Annotated in this window: 27 protein-coding genes; 9 read left to right on the forward strand and 18 right to left on the reverse strand. The window is 58.0% G+C overall.

All coding sequences use genetic code 11. From position 1 onward, the window contains the following. Positions 1-96 precede the first annotated feature (96 nt). Entirely contained in the window at positions 97-387 is a 291-nt protein-coding gene (locus tag F2982_RS30010; RefSeq protein ID WP_130279572.1) for a hypothetical protein, read from the forward strand. 683 nt (positions 388-1,070) lie between these two features. Here F2982_RS30010 and F2982_RS30015 read toward each other — a convergent pair. After that, positions 1,071-1,493 carry a hypothetical protein gene (locus tag F2982_RS30015; protein WP_130279573.1) on the reverse strand — a complete coding sequence of 141 codons (423 nt, stop codon included), beginning with the start codon at positions 1,491-1,493 and terminating at the stop codon, positions 1,071-1,073. 344 nt (positions 1,494-1,837) lie between these two features. Between F2982_RS30015 and F2982_RS30020 the strand changes: the two genes are divergently transcribed. After that, positions 1,838-2,035: a hypothetical protein gene (locus tag F2982_RS30020; protein ID WP_112718990.1), complete on the forward strand. Its 198-nt coding sequence runs from the start codon at positions 1,838-1,840 to the stop codon at positions 2,033-2,035. A 154-nt stretch (positions 2,036-2,189) separates the two neighbouring features. On the opposite strand, the gene F2982_RS30025 is transcribed toward F2982_RS30020, so the two are convergent. The 3 genes from F2982_RS30025 to F2982_RS30035 form a co-directional block, all read right to left on the reverse strand. Then, positions 2,190-2,615 (reverse strand): sulfocyanin-like copper-binding protein, encoded by a 426-nt coding sequence (locus tag F2982_RS30025; RefSeq protein WP_112718991.1) that lies wholly within the window; start codon positions 2,613-2,615, stop codon positions 2,190-2,192. A gap of 150 nt (positions 2,616-2,765) precedes the next feature. Further along, complete coding sequence (locus F2982_RS30030; RefSeq protein WP_203431254.1) at positions 2,766-4,115, reverse strand: HAMP domain-containing sensor histidine kinase; 1,350 nt, start codon at positions 4,113-4,115, stop codon at positions 2,766-2,768. 11 nt (positions 4,116-4,126) lie between these two features. Beyond that, complete coding sequence (locus F2982_RS30035; RefSeq protein WP_203431255.1) at positions 4,127-4,789, reverse strand: response regulator transcription factor; 663 nt, start codon at positions 4,787-4,789, stop codon at positions 4,127-4,129. A gap of 274 nt (positions 4,790-5,063) precedes the next feature. On the opposite strand from F2982_RS30035, the gene F2982_RS30040 reads away from it, so the two are divergent. The 4 genes from F2982_RS30040 (at position 5,064) to F2982_RS30055 (ending at position 11,065) form a co-directional block, all read left to right on the forward strand. Next, positions 5,064-5,423, forward strand: coding sequence for a hypothetical protein (locus F2982_RS30040; RefSeq protein WP_203431256.1), 360 nt, complete (start codon positions 5,064-5,066; stop codon positions 5,421-5,423). Positions 5,424-5,506: 83 nt separating this feature from the next. After that, positions 5,507-6,664 (forward strand): efflux RND transporter periplasmic adaptor subunit, encoded by a 1,158-nt coding sequence (locus F2982_RS30045; RefSeq protein ID WP_203431257.1) that lies wholly within the window; start codon positions 5,507-5,509, stop codon positions 6,662-6,664. After that, positions 6,661-9,798, forward strand: coding sequence for an efflux RND transporter permease subunit (locus F2982_RS30050; protein ID WP_203431258.1), 3,138 nt, complete (start codon positions 6,661-6,663; stop codon positions 9,796-9,798). Before F2982_RS30045 ends, F2982_RS30050 begins: the two co-directional genes overlap by 4 nt. Before the next feature lie 19 nt (positions 9,799-9,817). Continuing rightward, positions 9,818-11,065 (forward strand): arsenic transporter, encoded by a 1,248-nt coding sequence (locus F2982_RS30055; RefSeq protein ID WP_203431259.1) that lies wholly within the window; start codon positions 9,818-9,820, stop codon positions 11,063-11,065. 34 nt (positions 11,066-11,099) lie between these two features. Here F2982_RS30055 and F2982_RS30060 read toward each other — a convergent pair whose 3' ends face one another. Further along, entirely contained in the window at positions 11,100-11,432 is a 333-nt protein-coding gene (locus F2982_RS30060) for a hypothetical protein (protein ID WP_203431260.1), read from the reverse strand. Positions 11,433-11,596: 164 nt separating this feature from the next. Here F2982_RS30060 and F2982_RS30065 point away from each other — a divergent pair, with 164 nt between their 5' ends. Both F2982_RS30065 and F2982_RS30070 read left to right on the forward strand, forming a co-directional pair. After that, the gene (locus F2982_RS30065) at positions 11,597-12,040 is read left to right on the forward strand and encodes a PRC-barrel domain-containing protein (protein ID WP_199629738.1); all 444 of its coding nucleotides are present in this window, start codon (positions 11,597-11,599) and stop codon (positions 12,038-12,040) included. Between the two features lie 499 nt (positions 12,041-12,539). After that, positions 12,540-14,360 (forward strand): ABC transporter ATP-binding protein/permease, encoded by a 1,821-nt coding sequence (locus F2982_RS30070; protein ID WP_246777767.1) that lies wholly within the window; start codon positions 12,540-12,542, stop codon positions 14,358-14,360. Positions 14,361-14,610: 250 nt separating this feature from the next. Here F2982_RS30070 and F2982_RS30075 read toward each other — a convergent pair whose 3' ends face one another. The 4 genes from F2982_RS30075 to F2982_RS30090 all read right to left on the reverse strand — a co-directional run bounded on the left by F2982_RS30075 (position 14,611) and on the right by F2982_RS30090 (position 20,354). Next, positions 14,611-15,156 (reverse strand): response regulator, encoded by a 546-nt coding sequence (locus F2982_RS30075; RefSeq protein WP_203431262.1) that lies wholly within the window; start codon positions 15,154-15,156, stop codon positions 14,611-14,613. 73 nt (positions 15,157-15,229) lie between these two features. Further along, positions 15,230-16,156, reverse strand: a complete 927-nt coding sequence (locus tag F2982_RS30080; RefSeq protein WP_348652531.1) for an SDR family NAD(P)-dependent oxidoreductase — start codon at positions 16,154-16,156, stop codon at positions 15,230-15,232. 260 nt (positions 16,157-16,416) lie between these two features. Further along, positions 16,417-16,809, reverse strand: a complete 393-nt coding sequence (locus F2982_RS31890) for a hypothetical protein (RefSeq protein ID WP_246777682.1) — start codon at positions 16,807-16,809, stop codon at positions 16,417-16,419. Positions 16,810-17,234: 425 nt separating this feature from the next. Beyond that, positions 17,235-20,354, reverse strand: coding sequence for a response regulator (locus tag F2982_RS30090; protein WP_203431634.1), 3,120 nt, complete (start codon positions 20,352-20,354; stop codon positions 17,235-17,237). A 158-nt stretch (positions 20,355-20,512) separates the two neighbouring features. Here F2982_RS30090 and F2982_RS30095 point away from each other — a divergent pair, with 158 nt between their 5' ends. Then, the gene (locus tag F2982_RS30095) at positions 20,513-21,511 is read left to right on the forward strand and encodes a sensor histidine kinase (protein WP_203431263.1); all 999 of its coding nucleotides are present in this window, start codon (positions 20,513-20,515) and stop codon (positions 21,509-21,511) included. A gap of 135 nt (positions 21,512-21,646) precedes the next feature. Here F2982_RS30095 and F2982_RS30100 read toward each other — a convergent pair whose 3' ends face one another. From F2982_RS30100 to F2982_RS30140, 9 genes are all read right to left on the reverse strand, one after another. After that, entirely contained in the window at positions 21,647-22,639 is a 993-nt protein-coding gene (locus F2982_RS30100; protein WP_203431264.1) for a PAS domain S-box protein, read from the reverse strand. A 136-nt stretch (positions 22,640-22,775) separates the two neighbouring features. Beyond that, positions 22,776-23,051, reverse strand: coding sequence for a hypothetical protein (locus F2982_RS30105; RefSeq protein ID WP_112719002.1), 276 nt, complete (start codon positions 23,049-23,051; stop codon positions 22,776-22,778). Between the two features lie 66 nt (positions 23,052-23,117). Further along, positions 23,118-23,498: a DUF6481 family protein gene (locus F2982_RS30110; protein ID WP_112719003.1), complete on the reverse strand. Its 381-nt coding sequence runs from the start codon at positions 23,496-23,498 to the stop codon at positions 23,118-23,120. A gap of 27 nt (positions 23,499-23,525) precedes the next feature. Next, positions 23,526-23,753: a hypothetical protein gene (locus tag F2982_RS30115; RefSeq protein ID WP_203431635.1), complete on the reverse strand. Its 228-nt coding sequence runs from the start codon at positions 23,751-23,753 to the stop codon at positions 23,526-23,528. Positions 23,754-23,874: 121 nt separating this feature from the next. Further along, entirely contained in the window at positions 23,875-24,084 is a 210-nt protein-coding gene (locus tag F2982_RS30120) for a cold-shock protein (RefSeq protein ID WP_162708743.1), read from the reverse strand. A 752-nt stretch (positions 24,085-24,836) separates the two neighbouring features. Continuing rightward, positions 24,837-25,115: a hypothetical protein gene (locus tag F2982_RS30125; RefSeq protein WP_148194589.1), complete on the reverse strand. Its 279-nt coding sequence runs from the start codon at positions 25,113-25,115 to the stop codon at positions 24,837-24,839. Positions 25,116-25,124: 9 nt separating this feature from the next. Beyond that, a complete protein-coding gene (locus tag F2982_RS30130) occupies positions 25,125-25,424 on the reverse strand; it encodes a DUF982 domain-containing protein (RefSeq protein ID WP_148194588.1) in 300 nt (99 codons plus the stop codon). Between the two features lie 73 nt (positions 25,425-25,497). Further along, complete coding sequence (locus F2982_RS30135) at positions 25,498-25,971, reverse strand: Hsp20 family protein (RefSeq protein ID WP_203431636.1); 474 nt, start codon at positions 25,969-25,971, stop codon at positions 25,498-25,500. Between the two features lie 623 nt (positions 25,972-26,594). After that, positions 26,595-26,867: an usg protein gene (locus tag F2982_RS30140; RefSeq protein WP_199629739.1), complete on the reverse strand. Its 273-nt coding sequence runs from the start codon at positions 26,865-26,867 to the stop codon at positions 26,595-26,597. Positions 26,868-26,882: the final 15 nt, after the last annotated feature.

A 26,882-nucleotide genomic window follows, 5' to 3' on the forward strand; every position in this document is an offset into this window, starting at 1 on the left:
TAAGTACGGCGGGCTTTTCGTAATTGCAATTTTCGTTTAAACGTCTGACCGAATTTAAGTGTCTTACCAGCTTGGAGCGCGGATCGTCCCTGTAACATGGTGGAAGAAAGCACAGAATCTCCGTTGAGCGAAACCTGTCTCCAGATACTGCGCGAGCTGGAGGAGGATCTGCCGATCTCATCAGAGGATGAATGGTTCGAAATTCGCGCCCTGCTTCACGACTTGTACAGCCATGGCGTCCGAGGCCATGCGCGTCTCAAGCGTCTGCTGTTTTCGTCCGTCATCAACCGCCGCCTTGCCCCGCAGCCCCGAAATCCGGTTCGAGCATCTTATCACTCCTGGGGCAACGGCAAGCTCAATCGCCTGATCGAGCGCAACAGTCGGTGAATTGCCCATCGTCAGGATTGGCGCCTCGGCTCAAGCAATCATCGACCGCGATACGCCTCCGCCGGGAGTTGCAACTGCATCGGCCGATCGTCAACAAAATTGTGGTACACACCATGCGGGACGGTGTCGTGAGCTTCGTGCGCACGGTTTGCCGGTGTCCGTCGCGAAAGGACGCGCCTGTTGGGCGAGCGGCGCCCGCCTCGATGGACGAGCTCCGCGCAATTGTCGAGGCTTCTTTGCGGTGTTCTATATCCCCGCAAGAGCTCGCGCCGAGGCCTCAGCGACGTCAACCCCGGCCGACAAGACTGCAGAACTTGGAAATCTTAGAAAGACGTCGGACCTAAGTCCGATTGTTGCGTGTCGCTACTGCGTTAGCTCTGCGCTATGAAAAAACGAACGGCGCTGCTCAGCTTGGCAATTTTTGTCCTGCTCGGAGTGGTCTTCTTCAGCATGTCTGAGCTCCTTGATATCGTCAGCTTGGGGCCAAGCGCCAATAGTGTGGTCAGTGGGACGCGTTGAAGACACCGCTGGAGCAGCTGACACCTAAAGCGTACAACCAAGGCGTGAGGAAGGTCGTGATCGATGAGCGTAGTCGCCGCGAGTTTCTAAAGATATTGAGAGGTCGACGGTCCCGCGACAGCCGAACTGCACGCCACATGCCACCCCGGCCTGTCAAGGCACGGTCAGCGCTCCGACGACGAGGCACGAATGGGTTCTGGGCTCGTTAATTTTGTGATAGCCTCAACTCTCGCGTCGACGATTTTCAGCGAGCGGAACACGTTTCGGAGCACCGTCTCGATCTCACGCAAAAGATTGGCGACCTGGCGCGGTTGTTCCATGGTCTTCTTCATCGACCCTTCCACCAAGGCCACTCCAATGCCGATCAACTCTTTCAAGTCGTTGCCGCGAAATGTCGAGCGCTTCAGCGCATGTTGATCCGCCTCTAAGACAAGCTCTGCTGCTTCGTGAACTGTCTTCCAGGCACGTGCGACCGCTGCCTTGACCTTCGCGCTGCCAGCATTGTCGTGCACCGCTGTATATGCCGCAGCCGTTGGCTCCAGTGCTGCATTTGCTGCGGCCAGAATTTCGTCATAGCTGACTGACACATCAATCCCCTGGGCACTAAGGCAGACGATCTTTAGTTGCATGGCGGCAGAAGAAAGTCGAGATATAAGTAGCGAGGTGACGAGGGTTTCACGCGGCAAAGACCGCCGCTTGCACCGCGCCGCAATGACCGAGCAAGTTGCGACGCAAAAGGACGATTGAAGACCTAATATCATCGAGGCTGCCGGGCAGTGCCCGGCCTCCTGCGAAAGCCGGACGTTGAGATCGGCTGATGCACGTCTGCTGGCCGCGCTCTACCGCTTTCGGATGAGTTGACTAACACCTTGCTCCTCCTACTTCCGAAGGATCGCGCGCACGCCTGAGCGGGCGCAGCGAGGGAGACGTCATGATTTTTGCAAAAGCGACCGAAATCTATCGTCGAGGCGGACGAGAAGATCTCATCAATGCCATCGAGGCGTTCTCCATTGCGACGAAAGCACAAATTCTTGCCGACATCGGATTTGCAGCACCAGCGACAATCGAACCTGATGGCCCACAGGAAGAAGCAGCCGATCCGTCTTGCGACGAGATCCACTGCTTCTAGACCAGATGCTCAAAGACCCAAACGGCTTACGATTGCGTGACAAGTTGGCGAGAAGCCTTCTTCTCTCCGCAAGTGTTATGCGCAAGGATGCCGCAGAGTGACGCATCATGCCCCGAATAAAATGTCTGGCGGCGCCACGCCGCCCGACGGCGGCTTATTTGACTGCAGTCAGCGTGGCATGCATGCCCGCTTCGTAATGCCCCTTGATGTTGCAGAGCAAGAGATAGGAACCTGGAGCGAGCTTGGCCTTCAGTGTGCCGTCGGCCCCAGGCTTGAGGTCGGACACTTCGCCTAGGCTCTTGAGTTGCTTCTCATCCACGCGATGCTTGCCCTTGACGACGGAGACCTGCTGGTCGGCACTCTTGAGCTTGACCAGAACCATTTCATGTTCCTCGGTCATCGCATCATTGTGGACCTTGAACAGCACGTCGCCTGCCTTCACGGTCGGCTGGTCGACGGTCAGGGTCATTGGTCCGCCGCCCTCTCCGCCTTCTGTCACCGTCACCGTTGTTGCGGCAAGCGCTGGCGTCGCGAGACACAGCGTTAAAAGCGTAGCAAAAATGCTCTTGTTTTGCAGCATGCGTTCAGGTCTCCTGGATTGAACAAAACCAGAGGCACATAGGGGCGAAATCTGACAGTTACCTGAAATCAAGAAATAACAGAAATATTCGCGTCATCGTCCAGGCGCGAGTCAACGACAGTATTCCTGCGGCACAGAGCGTCTGGCTGATCAGCGCATGGCGACCGGAAGCCTGATCGTCACCACCAGGCCATGGCTTTGTCGCACGGCCAGTTCGACCGAACCGCCGTACATTTCAGCCAGCTCTGCCGCGATAGTAAGCCCGAACCCATCGCCTGGCTTCGTCTCATCCAGCCGGCGTCCGGGAGAAAGGACGTCACCGATAAAGGCTTCCTCGATGCCCGGGCCGTCATCCGCGATGACGACGGCGACATTGTCCTGCTCGATTGTGGTTGAGATTTGAACCTCCGAAGCGGCCCATTTGAAGGCGTTATCGATGATGCCTGCCAGTATCTCGTCTGCATCCTCCGGAGAACAGTTCAGAAAGGTTCCACTCGAAACGCTATTCCTGATGACGATCTTGCGGTCCGCGTAGATCCTCGACATCATTTCCAGAATATCGTCGATCCTTGGAGCCAGCTCGATCGAAAAGTAATGACCTGCATCGGCAAAGCTGGACCGTGTCCTACCGAGGTGATGTCGGATGTTCCGGTCAATGCGCGCCACGAGCGCCCTCGACGCTCCGCTTGGATCGTTATCATCATTGAGAGCAAGACCAAGGCCTGCCACTGGTGTTTTCAGCCCATGGGCCAGGTTGGCAAACTGAAGCCTGGTCTGGGCCAGACGAAGTCTGTTGGCTTCGACCAGATGGTTGATTTCCTCCACTATTGGAAAAAGCTCGGCAGCTTGTGCTGGCGGCAGGGCGGATCGCTGCGCCGTCGCGATCTCAGCGATTTGACCGGAAAGCCTGCGAAGCGGAGAAAGTCCAAAGCGCACCTGAAGAACACTTCCGATGATCAAGCAGGCACCCAGTATCAGCATGGCGGGAACCAGAAAGACCAATGCCCTCTTCGAGGGCACGCTCAACGCAGATGAGGGGGCAGAGGCGACAATCTCCATACCGGTTCCGCCGACAAAAGTCCTCGCGACCCGGAAGTGCAGATCCCCGCCGCGGCCGTCACCTCCGTCGGCTGCTTGTGAGGTGCCTGTCAGCAACCGACGCCAGTCAAACGGCGACGGTGGGCTTTCGATCGTTTCGCTGCCAAGAGAACGCGACGACAGCCTTTGGCCCTTTGCCTCGACCTGCCAGTACCAACCGGAACCTTGCCGGTCGAAAGGAGGGGCATCCACAGATCCTCGCAAGCCGACACCGCCATCAGCGCCGATAACGATTGCATTGCGTATGGTCTCGATCTGAAGGTCCAGGCGTTGATCGACCTGCTCTCTGACAACGCCGGCAATGACGAACCAAAGTACAAGCGACGTGACAATCACCGCCAGCGAGGCGTAGGCGACCGAGAACCATATAAGCCGGCCCGCCAGTGTCGACTGGTTTCGCATAGCGTCCCGAATCAAATCCCTTTCGTCAGCCTGTAGCCGCGCCCCCGCTCCGTCTCGATCCGGTCCGCCCCGATCTTGCGCCGCAGCCGTGCAACAATGACTTCGATCGAATTGGAATCGACATCGGCGTCGCCTTCATAGACCCTCTCGAGCAGCTCGCGCTTGTCGATGATGGTTTCCTTGCGCAGCATAAGACAGGAAAGCACGCGCCATTCAAAGGCTGTCAGCTTGAGAGGAAGTCCCGACTGCTCGAACGTCCCGAGCTGTGCATCGTAGGATATGTCGCCACATTGCACGATCGAAGCTGCGTGTCCTGCCGCGCGCCGGACCAGAGCCCGCAAGCGAAGAACAAGCTCTTCGAAGCGGAAGGGTTTCGTCAAGAAGTCGTCGGCCCCTGCCTTGAATGCCGCAACCTTGTCTGGCCATCCTTCACGCGCCGTCAGGACCATGACCGGAAAGTTACGTCCCTGGCTTCGCCACGATTTAAGAACCGTGACCCCGTCACTCTTTGGCAGACCGAGGTCGAGCACCACAACGTCATAGATTTCCGTCAAACCGGCATGCTCACCGTCCTCACCGTTTCGGGCGATATCAACCACAAAATTCTCCGCACGCAAACTGGCTGCAATGCGGGCCGAAAGATCGACGTCGTCTTCCACCAAAAGAATGCGCATGTTTAATCCACATCATCCTATGCTCCATCCGAAATAGGGCGTTTTCGCTTAACTCAAACTGAACATGGGCGTTCAGGCTCTGTCGGGCGGTCAGGACTATAGTCGGCACGTCAAAACAACCTGGAGACCGAACATGTCGAATGACCCAGCGACCCACGAAGCGGCGCATCTGGAACGACCACAACGCGGACGGAGAGGAGCAGCACACGTAGCCGCGTTTGGCATCGCAGCCTTTGCCGTGCTCGCCATAGGAGCGGTTGGCGGAGCGGCAGCAATGAAATTCACCCGCCCAAACGTCGATCTCGCACCTTTGACACCGACATCGATCTCCAGCTTGAAAGATGATTGGAGCACCGTCACGGTCAAAGGGACGGTAGCAGAAATTTACGGCAACAAGTTCATCGTTCAGGACGAGACAGGCCGCGCGCTCATCGAGACGGGGCCTGCCGGTGAGAGCGGAAGCATTGTCGCCATCAGCGAGCCTGTCAGCGTCCAGGGCCGCTTCGAACATGGCTTCCTGCACGCTAGCTACGTCGTCCATCAGAATGGGAGAACCGACGCACTTCGTCCCCCGCCTGGTCCCCCGCCTCATGGCGGGCCAATCGGCGAAGCGCTGCGTGAGTTGCGCCGTTGAAGGGCGGACTATGACCTGACGCGCGCCGATGAAACCAAACTCGTCGGCGTGCGTTAATCGGCGGCTTTCACGGAGTGGCGGGCATGATCAAATCCTTGGCTCAACCGCTTGCCGCACCGGGCAAGCTCGGCTGCGCGCTGATTACCTTCAGCATTCTTGTCCAGATGACCTGTCCCTTGATGGCGGACGAACAGCCTGCGATCCCGGTCACGGCGATCGCAGCGCGAACGGCCATCCTTGACCGTGTGATCAATGGTATCGGCACGGTTTCACCTCTCCAGTCAGTGACGATCAGGCCGCGCATCGACGGCCAGGTCGTCGCAATCCTGTTCGATGAGGGGCAAATGGTGGAAAAGGGTAGCACTCTCGTTAAGTTCGACGACCGCGAACTTTTGTCATCGCTTGCCTCTGCGCGGGCCAAGAAGGCTCAGGACGAAGCACAATTCAATAGCGCGCGAACCGACGCCCAGCGCTATGCTGCACTTGCTGATAAGGGCGTAGCCTCCGCGTCAACCCTGGAGCAAAAGACGGCATCGAGCCAACAGTCATTAGCAGCCGTTCAATACGATGATGCGCTCATCAAAAATGCGCAGACCCAGCTCGGCTTCGCCACCATAACCGCGCCCTTTGCCGGGCGAGCCGGCTTTCGACAGGTCGACGTCGGCTCGGTCGTCACCGCCGCCTCCACCGGCGGCGTCGTCACAATCACGCAGATGGACCCGATCGGCGTATCCTTTGTCGCTCCCGGCGACCGGTTCGGTGAGATTCGAGCGGCGCTCGAGCGTGGCATCGCGGCCGTCAGATTGACAAGTACCGACGGCAGCAAAACCCTGGCGGAGGGCAAGCTGACGACACTCGACAATTCTGTCGATGCGTCCAATGGTTCGATTCATCTCAAGGCCACGTTCGACAATGCCAAAAGCATTCTTTGGCCAGGGCTTCCTGTCGCAACGCGACTGACAGTCGAAAGGCGCACAGGGATCGTCGTGCCTGACAAGGCCCTCGCCCGTGGACAGGACGGCCTTTATGCCTATGTCGTTGAAGCGGATGGCAAGGTGGCCCGTCGTAGCGTCAAGACGGCATTTGTCACCGACGCCATGGCGCTCGTCAGCGAAGGTATCGGCGACGGCGAGGAGGTTGTTATGGACGGCCAATCGCGTATCGGTGACGGCGCAAAGGTTGTCGTCACCCCATGGAGCGGTTCGCCTACCGGCCAGCTATCCGGAGCGACCAAACCATGACAATCGAGGAGAACAGCGACACTTCGAGGTCGGGGGGCTTTTTCGACTTCTTCATCGCTCATCCGGTTGCAACCGGTCTGATCATGAGCGGTATCTTTCTTCTCGGGGCAATATGCTACCCGTTCATGCCGGTATCGGCACTACCACAAATCGACTTCCCGACGATCCAAATTGAAGCCAATCTTCCCGGCGCTTCGCCTGAAACGATGGCCGCCAGCGTTGCGCAGCCGATAGAGGACGCCCTATCGCGCGTGTCCGGCATTAGCGAAATGACCTCTAACAGCTCTCTCGGCACCAGCTCCATAACCGTGCAGTTTGGGCTCGACCAGAATATCCAGACAGCGGCAAGCGATGTGCAGACGGCCATCAGTGAAGCCGCAGGACAGCTGCCCAAAGACATGACGTCGCTGCCAAGGGTTCATAAGGCAAACCCGGCCGATGCACCTGTCATGCAGCTCTCAGCAACGTCGGACGTGCTTCCTCTTCCTGAACTCGACGAATATATCGAGCGCAACGTCGCATCGAAAATCGGCCAGGTCGACGGCGTCGCCTTCGTCAACATTGGCGGCAAGCAAAAGCCTGCAATTCGGATTTCAGTCGATCCTGGGAGGTTGGCGCAGGCTGACGTGACGCTGGAAGACGTTCGAAGCGCGATCGGCAATCTCAGCCTTAGTGCACCCAAAGGCAATATCGACGATCCAACCCGAACCTTCCCGATCTACACGAACGATCAGATCGGGAGCAGCGCTGAATGGAATGATGCGGTCATAGCTTACAGAAATGGCGGCCCCGTACGTATCCGCGACATTGGCCTGGCCATTGATGGCGCAGAAGATAACAAGATGGCGCATTGGACGAACGGCACGCGTGGCATTGCGCTCGACGTCTTTCGACAACCAGGGGCCAACGTCATCGCCGTGGTGGATGCGGTAAAGGAGCAGCTGCCAGCGTTGCAAGCCTCGCTTCCAAAGTCGATCCGGCTGGAGTTGGTGACTGATCGAACGACAACGATCCGTGCATCCGTGGACGACGTCCAGTTCACCTTGATGCTGACCATCGGTCTCGTCGTCGCCGTCATTTTTCTCTTCCTGAGGAGCCTCAGGGCGACCATCATACCCGCCCTGACCCTGCCAATCGCGCTTGCGGGCTCGCTCGCACCCATGTGGGCCCTTGGCTTCAGCTTGGACAATCTTTCCCTGATGGCTCTCGTCGTGGCAGTCGGCTTCGTTGTCGATGATGCCATCGTCATGCTGGAAAACATCACGCGTCATATCGAGAAAGGCGTCGAACCGGAGGTAGCGGCCAGGCGGGGCTCTCGAGAGATCGGCTTTACGATTGTCTCGATCAGCCTGTCCCTGGTTGCCGTGCTGATCCCGATCCTGCTGATGGGCGGTATCGTCGGACGACTGTTTCGAGAGTTCGCGCTGACCCTGACGATCGCAATCACCATATCGGCGCTCGTCTCGCTGACGCTGACCCCGATGCTGGCATCGAAATTCATTCGCCCGGTCAACCCGGCGCAGGAAGGATGGTTTCATCGCACCGGCGAGGCGCTGTTCGAGACCTTGACCGCCGGCTACGTCAGATCGCTCCGTCCCTTCATCCGCCATCCCTTCCTGACGCTGGCGCTGTTCTTGGCCACCCTTGGTGCGACGGCTTACCTGTTCATCACAATTCCCAAAGGCTTTTTCCCCGAACAGGACACCGGGTTTATCGGTGGATTGTCTCAGGCCTCGCCCGATATCTCATTCACGGAAATGGCCAAGCTGCAGGAGCGCGTAAGCGCCATCATCCTGAAGGATCCGGCGGTCTACTCGGTTTTCATGGACATTGGCGGGGGCAATGGCGGAAATGCCCTTAATCAGGGGCATGTCAACATCACCCTTAAAGCTCTGAATGAAAGAGACGCCAGTGCCAAACAAGTGATCGACAGGCTGGGCGAGGCGCTCAATGCTCAGCAGGGGATAAAGCTGTTCATGTCGTCGGCCCAAGACATCAATATCGGCGCACGTCCAGCGAAGACGCAGTATCAGTTCACGTTGCAGGACGCCGATATCGCTGAGCTCGGCAACTGGGCCAAAAGGGTCACCAGTCAGCTGCAAAGCCTTCCAGAACTGCGTGATGTCGGCAGTGACCAGCAGGCCGAGGCGCCCAACCTGTCCATCAAGATCGACCGGGCAGCAGCAACGCTTTACGGCGTATTACCATCGGCGGTCGACGATACCCTCTATGATGCCTTCGGTCAGCGTCAGGTCGCATCCTATTCAACGCAAACCGATACGTTCCGGGTCATCCTCGAAGTCTTGCCAAACCTGCAGCACGACATAGCAACTCTGGACCGGCTGTCGGTACGTGCGAGCAACGGCAACCTCGTGCCCCTGTCGGTCGTTGCCAAGTGGTCAACGGACGGCGTCTCGCCTGTCTCGATTGCCCATCAGGGTCAGTCGCCTGCGGTGACGATCTCTTTCAATCTCGCGCCTGATATTGCTCTGGGTGATGCAACAAAGGCGATTGAAGCCGCAGTCGCCGGCATGCATCCGCCTGCCTCTCTGGAAACGAGCTTTGCGGGCAGCGCGAAAGCTTTCAAAGCCTCGCTTGCAACCGTACCGTTATTGATCGTCGCTTCACTCGTTGTTGTCTATATCATCCTTGGGGTTCTTTACGAGAGCCTTGTTCATCCGCTGACCATTCTCTCGACACTGCCATCGGCTGGTCTTGGCGCGCTGCTCGCGTTGAAGGTGGCGGGTTTTGATTTCGGACTTATTGCGATGATAGGCGTCATACTGCTGATTGGCATCGTCAAGAAAAACGGGATTATGCTTGTGGACTTTGCCGTTCAGGCCGAGCGGGAGGGCTGTGGGAGCGAGGAGGCGATTGTCCAGGCGGCGCAAATGCGCTTTCGGCCGATACTGATGACGACGATGGCAGCCTTGCTTGGAGGCCTGCCCCTTGCTATCGGGCACGGAGTGGGATCGGAACTGCGTCAGCCGCTCGGCTACGCAATCGTTGGCGGCCTGCTGGTCAGCCAGTTGCTGACACTGTACACGACGCCCGTGATCTACCTCTTGCTCGACCATTTACGCCGGTCGAACTGGGCCGAGGTCAAGGAAAAACCCGCGCAGATCGCGCACTGACATACACTCCGGAATGCATATGAACCAGTCAGCTCTTACCCTTACAATTGCTGCAGGAACTGCGGCTGGCGTCGTCATTCGCCCTTTCCGGCTACCTGAAGCCGTCTGGGCCGTCCTGGGCGCAGGATTGATCCTTGTCCTTGGTATCCTCAATCCGGCGGAAATCTGGGCGGGCGTGGCAAAGGGAACCGATGTTTACCTGTTCCTGATCGGCATGATGCTGCTGTCCGAACTTGCTCGCAGAGAAGGACTTTTCGACTGGGTCGCGGCAATTGCCACATCCCGTGCCAAGGGATCGCCGAAAAGGCTGTTTGCGCTTATCTACGCCGTCGGAGTGGTCGTAACAGCTCTTCTGTCTAACGATGCGACCGCCGTTGTCTTGACACCCGCCGTATACGCCGCTTGCCGGGCCGCCAAGGTCAACGACCCGTTGCCTTATGTGTTCATCTGCGCCTTCATCGCAAATGCTGCGAGTTTTATCCTGCCAATTTCCAACCCCGCAAACCTCGTTATCTTCGCTGGCGGCGAAATGCCCTCACTGGGCCGCTGGCTGGCGACGTTTTTCGTTCCGTCGATTGCGGCAATCATGATAACGTTCGTCGCGCTCTACGTCACGCAGCGCAAGGCGTTGTTGTCGGAGACCTTGGCCGCCGATATTCCGACACCTGCATTATCATTTCCGGCGAGGCTTGCGGGCATCGGCCTCGTTGCAACCGCCTTTGTTCTCGTCGGAGCATCGGCTGCACATCTGGACTTGGGGTTGCCCACCTTTATCGCCGCCACGGTCACCACGCTCATCGTTCTTACTGTTGCCCGGCAAAATCCATTTGGCATCGTCCGCGCGATCGACTGGAGTGTTATTCTCCTGGTGGCTGGACTTTTTGTCGTGGTAGAGGCTATCAATCAGACCGGGATGACCGCTTCCCTAGCAAGCGAGTTGACGGCGATCAGTGCCTATTCTGAGTGGCAGGCAGTAGCGATCACAGGCATCGGCTTGGCCTTCCTGTCAAACGTCGCAAACAATTTGCCGGTCGGATTGTTCGCTGGCGGCGTTGTCAATGCAGCCCATCTTTCCGACCGGCTGGCGGGGGCAGTTCTCGTCGGCGTCGACCTCGGCCCCAATCTCTCGGTCACCGGATCACTGGCAACCATACTATGGTTGTCTGCTCTCCGACGCGAAGGCATCACCGTAAGCGCGTATACGTTTCTAAAGGCGGGGGCGGTCGTGATGATCCCGGCGCTGATTGCTTCGCTGGCTGCGCTTTAGAAAGCTGGCGATGCCGTTGATCTGAAGGTAACCCTTATTGGGCCGTAAAGAACGTCAAAAGAACCTTGCCTTTTTCACCAAGCAGGCACACAAACCGGTCCGGCGCGCCCGTCTTATCTTTTCGGGCGATATACGCCTCACCGAGGACCACTGTCTTGACCGGAACGTCCTCGACACGGGTGTCAGCTTTACTGACGGCGATGCTTTCCATGTCGAGAACAAGATCGGTGATATCGGGAGCGCGCTCGCGCAACGCCAGCAGACCAGTTGACCTGCACGCATCGACAGCAGGATCTGTCACGGACTGGGCTGAGGCGCCTGACGCAATCAGGCAGATCGTGAACGTGGCAAACACTCTTTCAAGCATCTTATCTCCTTGCGTAAAATCTGCCAGCGCACGAGATTTTCAGTCCGGCAGCGCATAAATGCGTCGACGCGATCAATCGTTCCCGCGCCGTGGAACTCTTTCCGACGGAACACCGTTTATGGGCGCCAGGCGTCGACCTGAGCGCAGTTTTCATAGGAGTGTTCATGAAGCTTATCCCTATCGCCGCCGCCCTCTCGATCCTCTCCGCAGGCGCCGCCTTCGCGCAGCAGACCGTTGCCCCGGGCGCGGATGCGATGATGGCTGGCCCTGGCATCACCATGGGCAAGGCGGCGACCACGCCGCTGAAATATGTCGAGATCAAAGATGCCGACATTGTAACGTCCAAACTGATCGGCGTGGAGATCTACAACAAGGCGAACGAGGACGTCGGCGAAATTTCCGATATCGTCATTGGTGACGGCAAATCGGTAATTGGCGTGGTGGCGAGCGTCGGTGGTTTTCTCGGCATTGGTGAAAGCTACATCGTCATCGATCCGGCATCGCTGGCCCTGGCAGACGATAACGGCACTTGGAAGGCTTACGTGGACACCAACAAGGACGATCTGTCCAAGGCTCCGAAGTTCGACTATTCGAAGCTGAAAAAGTGATGTTTTAGGAAGTGGGGCACGCTACGCGAAAATCAGGCGTGCCCCGAATAGCGCCACGATATCTCAACCCCGTGACGCTATTAGAGTTGCGGGAAAATGGTAAAGGAATAATGAAAAGGGCTCGCAATAGGTTCGAAGGCGCGCCCTTATTGGCATTTAAGCCGCGGGTTCCCCACCAAACACGGCCGCATTGGGATATCGCAACACAGGATTGCCAGACCGCTTATAGCCGCTAGCGGCCGTTGGATCGGCCTAGGCTCAAAGACCCTGTGGCGTGTGCGTGACCGGCCGAGCCTAATACAACCACATCTTTATGCAGGCATTTCGCACTTTTGATATGCTGCGGGACGTCGCAGCGACGACAGACGGTGCATTTCGCTAGGGAGCTGGCTCGGACCGCACCCGAGCCTGAGCATCGACCAAACGGGAGGGATCGACATTGGATAAAACGCCGGCCAAAGAAGCGCATGAGGCTGAAACCCGTTTGACCCCCGAGCAGATGGAAGACGCGCGCAAGGCGTATCTGCTTCGGCGTTTCTGGATCAGTGGCCGCGAGTACTGGGGTCGCAACGGAGACCGGCTGGCCTGGGCCTCATCGATTGGTCTCCTCCTCCTCATAGCCATCAACGTTGCCTTCCAGTATGGGATCAATGTCTGGAACCGTGGCCTCTTCGACGCCATTGAGCAGCGCAATGCGTCGACAGTCTACTTTCTTGGGGCGGTGTTTCCGCCGCTCGTTCTGGGGTGCGTCGCAGTCGTCACCATCCAGGTTTACGTGCGCATGCTCATACAGCGACGCTGGCGATCCTGGCTTACGAAAGCGCTGATTGCTCGCTGGTTGGCAAACGGGCGCTATTACCAGCTCAATCTTATCGGCGGCGATCACCAGAACCCGGAAGCGCGGCTATCGGAAGATATGCGCATCGCTACCGAATCCCCCGTCGACTTTGTCGCCGGCGTGATCGCTGCGTTCGTCTCGGCGTCCACCTTTATCGTCGTGCTATGGACGATAGGCGGCGCCCTGCGCCTGCCTATTGCGGGGATGACCATCACGATTCCGGGCTTTCTCGTCGTGACAGCGGTTATCTACGCGCTCGTAACTTCCGGTTCGATCACATTTATAGGAAGGCGGTTCGTTCGTGTCTCCGAAGCAAAAAATCAGGTCGAAGCGGAATTTAGGTATACCCTGACCCGTGTACGCGAGAATGGTGAGAGTATAGCCCTTTTGGGTGGCGAGGAAGAAGAGCGCAACGATCTCGACAAAACATTCGCCAATGTGCGCCAACAGTGGCGGCTGCTCGCCCATCAGCATATGCGCACAACGCTTGTTTCGCACGGCTCCATGCTGATCGCGCCGGTGGTCCCGGTGCTGCTGTGTGCACCCAAATTTCTCGATGGCAGCATGACGCTTGGGCAGGTCATGCAGGCAGCGTCGGCCTTCACCATCGTCCAAAGTGCGTTTGGGTGGCTGGTCGACAACTACCCGCGGCTTGCCGACTGGAACGCCAGTGCCCGGCGCGTGGCGTCGTTGATGATGTCGCTGGACGGGTTGGAAAACGCTGAAAAGAGCCAATCCCTGGATCGGATCAAGCGCGGCGAGACAGAAGGCGAGACCATGCTCAGCTTGAACGACGTCTCGGTCGCGCTCGGAGACGGGACCGCTGTCGTCAAAGAGACGCAGGTCGAAGTCGGACCGGGTGAACGCGTGCTGGTCGCCGGAGAGTCGGGATCAGGAAAAAGCACCCTGGTGCGAGCGATCGCAGGCCTGTGGCCGTGGGGCGGAGGCAGCGTCAATTTCCATCCCGGCAAGCAGCTATTCATGTTGCCGCAGCGGCCTTACATCCCCTCGGGCACGCTCCGACGTGCCGTATCCTACCCGCAGCCCGCGGACAGCCATACGGAAGACGAATTGCAAACCGCTCTAGAGAAAGTCGGACTGGGTCATTTGATCGAGAAAATCGAAGAAGATGCTCCGTGGGACCACACCTTGTCCGGCGGCGAAAAGCAGCGGCTAGCCTTCGCGCGCCTGCTGCTCAACGACCCCGACATTATCGTGCTTGATGAGGCAACCTCGGCGCTTGACGAAAAGACACAGGACAAGATCATGGAAATGCTGATCGACGAGCTGCCGGACGCAACAATCGTAAGCGTTGCCCACCGCGCCGAACTGGAGGCCTTCCATAGCCGTAAGATCACGCTTGAGAAGCGGGAAGGCGGAGCGAGGCTCGTCAGCGACGTCGACCTAGCACCCTACCGAAAACAACGCAACGTCCTGACCAAGCTCACCAAATATTCTCGCAAACTGAAGAAGGTCCCTTAGGCAGCGAAGCTTAACCGCATGTGCCGGCATCGCAAAGCCAGCCGGGAGCGCGCGGGTGCCATCAAAAGCAAACTGCCAGGGATCGATTCCGCCACACGGCCCCTGCATTCGCGGCAGCAAGGGGGACCGGCCGCAGGAGGGCGGAGCGGCCGGTCCCGCGTCGCAGCACGAGCGACGCATCGCGCAAACGCGCGTATCCGCCGTTGGCGGCTCGGCGGACTTTGCTGTTACGTTCGAGATCGTCCTTAGATCAGTTCTGCGGCCGCCCTCTCGCCAGCAGGCGCTGCAGCGTACGGCGATGCATGTTCAATTGCCTGGCGGTCATCGAGACGTTTTTTCCCGTCGCCTCGAAGACACTGTTGATGTGTTCCCAGCGCATCAGTTGCGGCGAGGTCAGCGGGACGTCAGTGCGCTCTGCAGTCGGTCTGGTGAAACCCAGAACTTCGAGGATCTCATCGGCATCCGCCGGCTTGCTCAAAAATTCAGTCGCGCCCAGCTTGACGGCAGTCACGGCAGCCGGAACACTTCCATAACCGGTCAGGACCAGGATTTTCGAGAAGGGGAATTCTCTTTGCATCGCCGTGACCAAGTCGAGGCCGCTTTCATCACCGATCCGCAAATCGGTGATCAGGACGTCGAAATCACGGGCGGACAAGGCGGCGTAAGCAGCATCGAGACACGTAGCGGTCGCGGCACGGAAGCCTCGGTTGGACAGAGCAAGTGCAAGCCTCTGCGCGAAGACCTTATCATCGTCGACGATCAGAAAACGTGCCTTCGGTTCCTCGGCTTGGGCCATCCTAACCCTCCGTTTCAGTTACCCCGCTATTACGGTGAGATCACCCTCCCGGATCGCATCGCCGCAAAAGCATCTACCAGGCAATCGCGCTGCCGTCATAGGCGAAGAACCCACCATTTTGTGCAGACGTGAGACCGTCTGCGGTCTGAAGTATCAGCCTTGAGGCTCGATCCGGCGCTTGTCGCGCGTGGCCGCCCGAAAATGGCTCCGTCAGTGTCGTGGCGACAGTACCGGGGTGGATAGCGACGAGGATGGCATGTGGCTTCGTCCGCGACAGTTCGATAGACGTGGTTTTGACTATCTGATTGAGGGCTGCCTTTGCGCTTCGGTAAGAGATCCATCCGCCCAGTCTGTTGTCGCCGATCGATCCGACCCTCGCAGAGAGCACGACAAAGAGAGAGCGTTCCTTTCGCGGCAGCAGCGGCATAAAGTGTTTGAGCACAATGGCTGGCCCGATGGCGTTGGTCGAGAACTGCTTTGCCATAATGTCATGATCGATCTGCCGGATGGCCTTTTCCGGACCGTGGCCATCGATGGTGAGAGCTCCTGTGGCGCAGATCATCAGGTGGAATGTCCGTGCGCCGAGGGTGGCGGCATGCGCTTTTACCGTCCACTCCTTCTCGACTTCCAGCCCATCATCCGATCGAGACAACCTGACGATTTCGCCAGCCCTCGGATCCTGACGGATCGCTTCGGCAATTGCAGAACCAATTCCTCCCGAAGCGCCTATGACAATCGAAGCATATCCTTCGGGAAGCGAACGCATGGAAAACACGGATTGCCCTCTCACTGCATGTAAGGTCGCCGATGTCTCGCGGTGCTCGATGGTCTCATCGACGGAGGCCTTCTCGATATGCGCTATACGGTTAAGGAAAGTGCGCGGATCGACCAGCCACACAGAATTATTGACTTGACGGTTGGTACGCCTGACCTGACGTCCCTTCGTCTCATGATCGGAAATTGATCTGTCATGCGAGCGGCTGCTATGCGTCGCAACCAATCAAAGATGTCTTACGAAGGAACCCGGCGGCGGCGTCTTCGTTTGTAATGCTGTTATGAGGCTGAAGACGAAGCTATCGTTGGTGTGCACGGCCATCGCAGTGCTTATGGCGGCGATCGCTGCTGCATATGTGCTCCCTACGGTGACGGGCATGGAGCGTCCCAGAAACTTCGACGTCCCGTGATTGTCAGCCGTCCCATCATTCTCGCGCACGAGGTTTTGACCGGTCCAGAGGACGCCGGACCGGTCGATCGTCAGCGTTACTGAGCGGCAGGCGCGGCCGGCTTTTCCGGCGAGGCTGCGGGCTTCTCCGCGGCAGGCGCCTCGACTGCAGGAGCATTGACAGTAACGCTCGTGCCGCCGCCACCCTTTCCGCCGTGAATATCGATTACTCCGGTGAACAGCAGCAGAGCGCCGATGGCGACAACTGCAAGGACAACAGCAACCGCCCAGCCACCGTTGCCACCGCCTGTGTTAATAACTGTCGGCCCGCGATCTTCCATATCCAATCCTCCTCTTGAGCGATAACCCAGCACAGCATTCCCTTGAAATTCCAGTGCCTTAGGCTTGTTTCTGCCAACAGATAATTCGATCGGCGACTGTTTGTTCCAAATGCGGTCGCCGGTCAGACCAAGGTCCGGGGTGGGTCGCACCGATTGAATGATGCTTGGGATGGACGACCACCGCCCTGCGATCGCTCAGGCAATCTTTCCTCCAGACCAAGACGTCTCGAGGTTTGACTGTCGGATAAGCTACGCTTGCAGTGAGCCGCTCGTCGAAGCCGCGGACGGCGATCGAGACATGACCTGCGCTCTCAAAGATGTCGGCGCCCTTTCCAGGACAAATCTCGCCCGCCGCGGTCTCTGACCCAGCACAGGGAAAGCGGCGTCAACTCGTCGCCAGAGCATGCTCGCACGGGATCCGCTGGGCTGACGGTTACCAGCGGTGATTGCCGGTGGTGTCCTGTCCACTTGTCAGACGCTCATCATGACGATCTTGCGCGCCGATACGCGATGCATTTGGCCATGCACGCGCGCCGACGCCGATCCTCACGACGCCACCATCCGTCGTCGAGACATCACGGGAGGGCCAAACATTTCGACAGGACGAGGGCCAAGCCATCGATCGTGAATGGCTTCGCCAGCTGAAATGCATCCTCGATGCCGGAGGCCGCCCTGGCGCTGTCGTCGCCGCTCGCAAAGACAATCCGCACTGTTGGCCATCGCTCTCGGACACGTTTGGCCAGATCCGTCCCTGCCATCCCGGGAAGCCCGACATCAGTCACCAAAATATCGATCTGTTCCTCTTCTAAAACGGCGAGCGCATCTTCAGCCGAGCCGGCTTCATGAACGGTATGGCCGAGCTCGCTAATCATGTCGACGGTCGCCATCAGGATCAGCGGCTCATCTTCGACCACAAGGACCCTCGTCGCTCCCGCCTCTTGATCCGGTTCGCCGTGTACAGGCGTTTGCTCCAGCCGTTCGATCCGCTCGACAGCGATCAGGTGCTGGCGGGCATTACTAAGGACATGTCGTATTTTCCGAGCAAGAGCCTCGCGGGTGTAGGGCTTTGACAGAAGTTCGACGCCGGCATCCAGCCGGCCACCGTGGACGATGGAATTTTCCGTGTATCCTGAGGTGTAAAGCACTGCCAGACCAGGCAACATTGCCTTTGCCCTGCGGGCGAGTTCTGTGCTGCGCATTGGCCCCGGCATTACGACGTCGGTGAACAGCAAATCGATCAGCATCCCGCTATTGACGATGGCAAACGCCGACTGGGCGTCATGCGCCTTGAGAACGCGATAACCGAGATCGGTTAGAAGAGCGACGGAAGTCTCCCGCACAGCCTCGTCGTCTTCGACCACAAGAATGGTCTCGGTGCCTCCCTCAACCGGCATGGCACTCAGGTTCGCCACGCCGTCCTCGACCTGCATCGTTCGCGGCATATAGAGCTTGATCGTCGTACCATGACCGACTTCGGTGTAAATCTTGAGATGGCCACCAGATTGCTTCAGGAAGCCGTAAACCATGGATAATCCAAGGCCGCTTCCCTTGCCTTCTGACTTTGTGCTGAAGAACGGTTCAAGCACATGGTCGATGATATCATCGGCGATCCCCGATCCTGTATCTGTTACCGCCACCAGTACATATTGGCCGGGCCGGACGTCTTCCTGCGCACGGGCGTAATCGTCATCAAGCACCGCGTTCGCTGTTTCGATTGTCAGGCGTCCGCGCCCATCCATGGCATCCCTGGCATTGATTGCCAGATTGAGAATCGCGTTCTCAAGCTGACCCGGATCAATTAAGGTGTTCCACAAGCCACCAGAAACGATGGTCTCGAGCTCGACCTCCTCGCCCAGCGCGCGCCGCAGCATGTCGTCCATGTTCTGGATTAACTTGCGGCAGTTGATGACCTTCGGTTCAAGCGGCTGGCGGCGACCGAATGCCAGGAGTTGGGATGCCAATTTCGCGCCTCGGGCAACGCCGGACAAGGCGTTTTCCAGACGCTGCTGCGCCCTCGCGTTTCCGTCGACATCCTTGGAGAGGAGCTGAAGGTTTCCGCTTACAACCTGCAAGAGATTGTTGAAGTCGTGCGCAACACCGCCCGTGAGATTTCCAAGAGCCTCCATCTTTTGCGCCTGCCGCAAGGCCATCTGCGCAGTTTCGCGTTCCACGGTTTCTTTTTCAAGCTGTAGCAGTGCGGTTCGAAGTTCGTGCGTACGCTGCTCAACCCGCTGTTCAAGAGTATGGTTGAGGCTCTGGAGCTGATCCTCCGCCCTCTTCTGGTGCGTTACGTCGAAGCCATCAACAAATATCCCTGTGACCTGGCCATCCGTCCCAACAATCGGCTGATAGATCAGGTTGATGAAACGTTCGTCCGGCTCCTTGTCGCCCTCTCGCTGCAAAAATACCTGCAGGTTCCGACCGATATAGGGCTTGCCCGACTGGAACACGCTATCCAGCAGCTCAATGAAGCCCTGTCCAGCAACCTCTGGAAGCGCGTCTTTGACACTCAAGCCGAGAAGCTGCCGGGGGCCAACCAATTGCAGGTAAGCATCATTGACAAGTTCGAAGACGTGATCCGCTCCGCTTAAAATGCACATGAAGCTTGGCGCCTGCTGGAACAGCTCTCGCATCCGGTCTCTCTCGGCGGTGCGAAGCTCGACTTCCGACGACAGCTGGCGATTAAGCAGCTCAAGAGCGATTGCCGCCTGCTCCCTCATCTGAGCTGCCTCGCTGAGAGCTTCCGCTCGCCGGCGCTCGGTTTCGAAGGCTTCGGCGCTTGCCAGGCGAGACGCAATCTGCCCCGCGATGAGCTTCAGGAAGTCGACATACTCGTCGCTGATCGCGCGGTGATAGTTGAGGCCGCTGATGAGTACGCCCTTGGGATTGTCCCCGCCCTGTCCGATCAGGGGGACGATAGCCGCCTTCTCGGGCGCCCTTGGCCATGGTCCGGATGGAACACTATCGGCTTCTGCCAGGTCAACCAGATCCACCACTTGATCTGTCCAAGCGCGTTTTAAATTCCAAAGCCCGGAACTGCCCGTGACGATGCAGGGCAATAAAGGATTGTCATCCGACCCGCCACTTATCCATTGCCGTCTGGCGTTGCCATGCTCATCGAACAAGTAAAGCGCACTAAACGGAAGATCCTGAAGATTTCCTGCGAGAGCGGAGAAGGACGCTTCGACGACCTCTCGCTGAGTGTCGGCAGCTGCAAGTCCCGAAGCCAGCGCTCGCATCGTCGAGATACGCCTTTCGCCGATGACCCTCTCGGTCTCCTCGGCCACCGCGCAAAACACACCCTCAACCTTGCCGCTGTCGCCAATTAACGGGCTGTAGGAGAACGTGTGATAGGTTTCTTCAGAATAACCGCTGCGTTCGAGCAGAAGCAACAAAGCGCGGTCCCAGGTCGACTGCCCGGTCTCATAAACGGTCTCCAGGCGCCCTTTGATATCGTCCCAGATCTCCGCCCAGAGAATTTTAGTGGGGACGGCAAGCGAATTGGGATGCTTGTTTCCAAGCGTTGGCCGGTAGGCATCATTATAGAAGAATGCGATCTCAGGTCCCCAGCCGAGCCACATCTCGAACTTCGACGTCAGCAATAACCGCAAGGCGACCTTCAGCGCTTCCGGCCATTGGTCGGGCGGTCCAAGCGAGCTACTCGCCCAATCATGCTGGCGCATCATTCGCGCCATTTCGCCGTCACCGACGAATATGTCCGAGTATCGGTCAAGAGCTTGTGTATTCATCACATTTCCCGGCAGACTATTGCAGGACCGACTTAGGCCATTGATAACGCTTGTCCAGCCCGCTAGTTCTGAAGGCCACGTTTTTTTGCAGGAAGAGATCTAAGATGGGTGAAGGGTCGCAGCCGGAATGGAGCGCGAATGAACTCAGGCTGGCGATCAAGTCGGCCGGCGTCGCACTCTGGAGCTGGATGGTGGATGATGACACGTTCGTTATGGATGCCAAGGCCTACGAGCTCTGGGACATCGCTGCAACAGAGCAACTTACCTTCGAACACCTTTCCGCCAAGGTCCATCCCGCCGACCGCGATCGGGTCAGAGCTGCCTTCGTAGCGACCCGTGCCATCGACGGTGCCTTTGAAATTGATTTCCGCATTCTGACCGATGCATCCGATGTCCGATGGATTTCCGCTAGGGGCCAGGGGAACGACGGCGATGCCGCCACGAAGAAAATGACTGGCATCTTTCTGGACGTGACAGGTCGCAAGCAGGCCGAGGAGGGTCATGAGCTTCTCGCGGGCGAGATGAGCCATCGCGTGAAGAACTTGCTGGCCCTAGCAGCCGGTCTGACGAACATTACGTCGCGGTCCGCCGAGACCAAGGAGGAGATGGCAAAGCAGCTGACACAACGCCTGACTGCGCTTGGCCGAGCCCACGAGCTCGTTCGGCCTCTGCCGAATGGGCAGGGCAACGCGGCTCTGCTGGGGGATCTGTTCAGCGTAATCTTGGCGCCCTATGACGATGTCGGTGCCTTTGCGGGACGCATCCGTGTGGCTGTCCCGCGCATGGGCATCGGGGAAAAGGCCGCGACAAGCCTTGCCCTTGTCGTTCATGAGCTGGCAACAAATTCCCTAAAATACGGCGCGCTGTCGAATGATGCCGGCTTGCTGGACATATCCGGCCGCGTCAACGATGACGAGGTCGAAATCGTCTGGACGGAAAGCGGAGCTAATCGAACCTCGACACCGGTGTCGGCAGAGGGATATGGCAGCAAGCTCCTGCAGCGAACCATTTCCGGTCAACTTGCTGGTTCGATCGACTACAACTGGATAGAGGGGGGTGTCGTGGTAACGCTGAGGATGAGAGAAGCTCACCTCACGGTGTAGCCCGGCAGCCCCGTTCGCGTCCTTTTTGAAGATGGATCCGGATTTCGTCGCTATCGGCTCGTGACGACTATGTTGACTGTCTGCGAGACCACCAGCTGTCCCGCACGAACCATCGCTCGATCGCGCCAACGATCATTACAGATGTGCCGGCGAACCCAGCCCAATCTGGATTCGTGCCAGCGGCGCCTTAAGCTTCCAAACAATCAGCCCGTCGGTGAAACTCCATTCCGCCTGACCAGACAGAGCCGAGGGCACCAGCTTGGCGAGAACGAGAGCTCCGAAGCCCTCTTCTTGCGCGAGCAGATCAGCATAGGCCGCTGCCGGCTCGGACCAAACGAGTTCGAGAACATCCCCACCTTCAGAACCGATCAGGCACCATCTCACAGATATGCTTCCGGCATCCGTTACCCCGAAACGCATCGCATTCATGATCAGTTCGTGAAAGGCCATGCCGAGATTGAGAACGGCATTGGCGTCCAGCACTATCTCGGGCCCGGCCACCTGGACTGGTTGCAGATCCTCAAAGGACTTGAGCTGATGCGTCACGAGATCAGCAAGGCTGACACCAGCCCAGTCAACATGGGAGAGCAGGTCATGAGAATGCGATAGCGCCATAATGCGCTCTCGAACCCGTTTCTCGAAATCTTCGATCGACCGCGAGCGTGTCGCCGTCTGCCTTATGACAGCAAGAACGACGGCATACTGATTTTTGACGCGATGATTGATTTCCCGCATGAGCAGGCGAAGCCGCCGGTCGGTCTCGCGCGTTTCTGAAATGTCCCGCGCGATACTCGATGCACCGACAAGTATACCGTCGCGGCTTTTGATCGGCGAGATTGTAATGGAAATCGGCACGATCCGTCCGTCTCGGGAGCGTCGCGTCGTTTGAAAGGGCTCTATCCGCTCCCCCAGCTTCAGCCGACGCAGAATATCGGCTTCCTCATCGCGCCTGTCATCGGGGATTATGAGATAAATCGGCTTTCCAATGGCCTCACTTTCCGTATAACCGAACATGCCTTCGGCAGCCTTGTTCCAGCTTACGATAATGCCTGAAAGATCCTTGCTGATGATGGCGTCGAACGACGATTCTACAATGGCTGCAAGGCGTTCTGCGCTGTGCTCTTCCATGGACGACCGATGACCTTTTATGAATTGCGCTACCGTGATTTAGGCAGTCGCCTGACAGATCAACCTCGCGAGCCATAAAAAAGTTCAATCAACGCATCGCGCCCGCACAAAAAAATCGCCTGGTTCTGCTCCACGTTCAGGCACGGTCGTAAGTAAATGAGGTGAGCAGTGTGGTCACGAAATTGCTTGCCCGTTCTTTGACGAGAACTTCCGTCCACTCATTCGTTCCTCTCAGCCTGAGATCGGTATGAATGCTGTCGACCGCGGCTTCTTCGATGCGCGCGATTTGTTCCTTGAAGTGGGACTCGCCGCCGGCTCGGTACATATCGCGGATGACCATCCGCAAGATCTCCTGAATAGCTATCTGCCAGGCGGTGTTGATTGCCTGAAGTTCGTTCGTGTCCGGTGCCATAGGTTGCCTTTCGGTTGATGGGCCAAGCATGACGCCGCGCGCTGATGGTCCGGGCGGGTCCGAAAACTAGGCCTGCCTTGCCTTGCGGTTGGCGTAACGCCGGTCGCGCTCAGCCTTTCGTGCGGCCTCGTCTTCGATCACCCGCGCGATGCGCGCGTTTTCGGCGGCTTCTTTCGCCTGGTTTTCGGCAACAGCTGCAGCCTCGAGTGCGGCCTGATGCGCTGCCATCTCGTTCCTGGTCCGCTCCTGTTCCTCAAGCTTGAGGCGCTCCCGTTCGACGCGCCGCTCTTCGCGCGCAGTCGCGACAGCCATTCGTTCGGCCTGCCTTTCGAGCTTGGAAGGTGCTGCCGCAGCCTGGGCTGCGCGATAGGCATTGAGAAGATCTGTCTTCGCGGCGGCGGATGCAGCCCGGCGATCGACGATGTCTGTATTCTTGGCGTTCTTCATTCTGGTCTCATGTCTCTTCGTAGAAAATCAGCGCGACTTCACACCTGCGGTGTTAACCGCGGTAGCCGCCATGCGCTCTTCAGACTCTTTGGCAAGACGGGCCTCTCTCAGCCTCTGCGTCTTTGCGTCCCTTGCCTGAGCGACGGCTTCCAGTTCCTCTGCCGCATGGTTCTTGGCGAAGAACTGGGCCTGCGTCTGCACGGCACTAAAGGCATTTTCAGCGCGCTGGCGGGACTTACTGTATGTTTCTGTCATTAGAACCTCGATCATCCGGCGCTCCGCCGAAAATAAAAAGGCCAGGCGTGACGCCCGGCCTCAACGAAACAGCTTCCGGCAGTGCCAGTACATCCGTGGTCAAAGGGAAGCATGTTTCAATTCACGCGGCCTGAAGATTGACGGCCGACATCTTGCCCGACTTCCTGTCGCGCTCCAGCTCGAAGCCGATCTTCTGGCCTTCGACCAGCTCGCGCATTCCCGCGCGCTCGACTGCCGAGATATGGACGAACGCGTCAGCGTCGCCATTGTCAGGCTGGATGAAGCCGAAGCCTTTGGTGGTGTTGAACCATTTTACGGTGCCAGTGGTCATGATAAACCCTTTCAAAGCATAGAGTGAAGAACTGCGAAGCCGATGCCGCGCAGGTGAAAACCGACTATTTTTGAAAGAAAAGTTCGCTTAGGGCGCGTTGCAAATCGCGCGGTGAACAAAGCTCGGCAAGCAAAAGATCGATGAACCAATAGATAGAGCAAGGAACGCATCGCGTCAACGTTTAGTTCTCGATTTAACTGCATTGCATCTTCAGATTGCATGCGTGGCAGCCATGCGAGCGGGCCGTGGCCGGGGGACAGTTCGTTTGAGCGTCCGCAATTCCGCTGGCTTGGCCTGGCCAAGTGATGCTCGACGGTTCAAGGTGTGACGGTACGGCGATGATGATCAAGCATGACCTTCATGCGGAAGACTTACCCAGGGCTTATTCGCCCGATCCAGTGGTGGCCCAATCGTCATCTGATCTTCAGACGCAAGCGGGCTTGAAAGGCCATCGCCGTATCGCGGCGCCTGAGACTGGCGCGGCTGGATCATGACAATGCGCCCCCCGGGATGTGTCCCGCAGGTTCGGCGCAACGCGATCGCAGAAGATACCGTCCCCTGCCGGCAGCAAACACAACATGTTCCGACCATCTCGGAGACACCCGGCTGGCGCAATGCCGCGCCAGCTGTTTTCGTATACCTTTGACGCTCTCACCGTGGCACGCCTTTCGCGACACGTGGCGATCTGGGCGTCGCAATGAGGGAATGAACCCTCTGTCAGCGGCTTGACGCGTTTCGCGGCTGACTGCACCTCATGATCCGTCCTGGCGGTCAAGTTCCTTGAGCGCTGACTGGATCTCGTCGATCGATACTGGTTCAGGCGTTCCGGGCAAGTGCCGGAGAGCCGGTTTCGAAACCACCGCGTAGAGATCTGAGGCCCAGGCCGCAAGGATGGTGCGCCTGTCATCGAGCGAAAGCGAGTGGGATCTTACGACATCCATCGGACGGGCGAGTTGCATGCCCTGCATCAATACTGCCGGTCCCATCGACACGACATTGTCGACTGCCTGCTGCAAGACTGTGTTCATCACGGCAACACCTCACTGAACATGCGGATCGCGATCGCCGCGCCTGCGCAATGCTGCAATCGCCGAGGCTTCGGGCGCCATCAGATCATGTTTCTCCGCAAATGCCGTGAACAGACCACGGGCGGTCTCGGCCTCGATCTCACCGCGAAGGACCGCTTGACACGCCTTCAGAGCAACGGAGTGAGCCGTATCTCTGAACGAGGCGGGCCACTCAGCAAGGTAGCGGTAAGCATCCATCGCGCCGCGTATTTCGGCGGGAAAGCCCAAGCCGACCAAGATCGTGATCGGCTGTCTAAACATATCGGGTTTCATTGTTCGTCTCCTTCCAAACCCTTTGCGTTGAGAGGCGCCACCGCGGTGGCGCCTGCTTTCCAAGCGGGCTTGATCACGCCGCCTTCTGCCCTTCGATCTGAGGGCGGCCGCGTGTGTTCGAAGCAGGTGAACTCTCGATTGCAATCTTGCGCGGTTTCAGCGCCTCCGGGATTTCTCGAACAAGATCAATCGACAATAGACCATTGCTCAAATCGGCGCCGTCCACCCTGACATGGTCAGCAAGCTCGAAACGATGCTCAAAGGATCGGCCGGAGATCCCGCGATGAAGGTAGGCTTCGCCAGAGCCTTCCTGCTTCTTGCCAGTCACCGTCAGGAGATTTGACTGGAAGGTGATATCGAGATCGCCGTCTGCAAAGGCGGCAACCGCAATCGAGATACGGTAGCTGTCATCGCCGGTCTTGACGATATCATAAGGTGGCCAATCGCTCGTCGAGCGGGCGCGCTGGGCGTTTTCAAGAAGATCGAAAAGCCGGTCAAAGCCGACGGTCGATCGGAACAACGGTGCGTAGTCGTAAGATGTTGCCATAGCCATATCCTCCTTGAAGCAACATGGGTACGGGAGCGCTCTAAGTGGCGCCCCTAGCAAGGCCAGCTCCGTTCCAGCAGCTGGCGCAAAACGATTTGGTTTCAAGATTTGCGGTTTCAAGACCGGCAAAAAAGAAAATTTGCGATTTAAGGTTCCGCATGAGATTGGCTCTTTCCCGGAATGCCCACCATCGGCAATTTATAGTTTCTGTGCGTGCGTCCCTGCGCCGCGGATGTGTCCGTCACGACCAATGTCAGAGAGCGTTGCGGCACTGAAGCGGCCTTGTGCGGATTGTTTTAAAGGATGGTAGCGTCGAGCGAGCCTTGCGCCGCATTGGCAAAACATCGACCTGATCGTTGCCCTGGCGTACGAGCCGCTCTTCACGCTGCTCGATGTGCGAGGGAAGCCAGGGCGCGTCAAGATGGCAGGCTTTGAGGCGTCACTGAGCATTCACCGCGGTGCCGATGGTCTCTGAACTGCCCACAAGAACCGAGGTTTGCCAGCAGGGACGCGCATTCCATACAGGATTTCAGGACGACCAAAGCCAAGCAACGACCGATCGCTAGCGGGCCCTGCAGTTGGGTCGCACACGAGCTAGAATGAGCAGCAAAGCTCTTTCAGGGTCAGTTTAGCTTGAACTCGCCATCAACGCGCCGCCATTCGTTTGGCCCGACCAGCCTCTGATGGCTGTAACGGACCGAATGCAGCGCTCCATCGAGCGATGCCTCCCAGAAATGAAGGAACCTGCGCATCACCGGAAAGTCGGGAGCCTGATCATAGTCTTGCCAGACGTAGGTCTGCAGGACGGACACAAAGTCGGGGATACGATAGAGGATGTGTGCGGTGGTTAGCCCGTAACCATTGAGCTGGCGGTCCAGATCCGATGAAAACTGCATAGCGAAGCTCCATTT

It is taken from the genome of Rhizobium sp. BG4, from assembly GCF_016864575.1.
Lineage (GTDB): Bacteria > Pseudomonadota > Alphaproteobacteria > Rhizobiales > Rhizobiaceae > Rhizobium.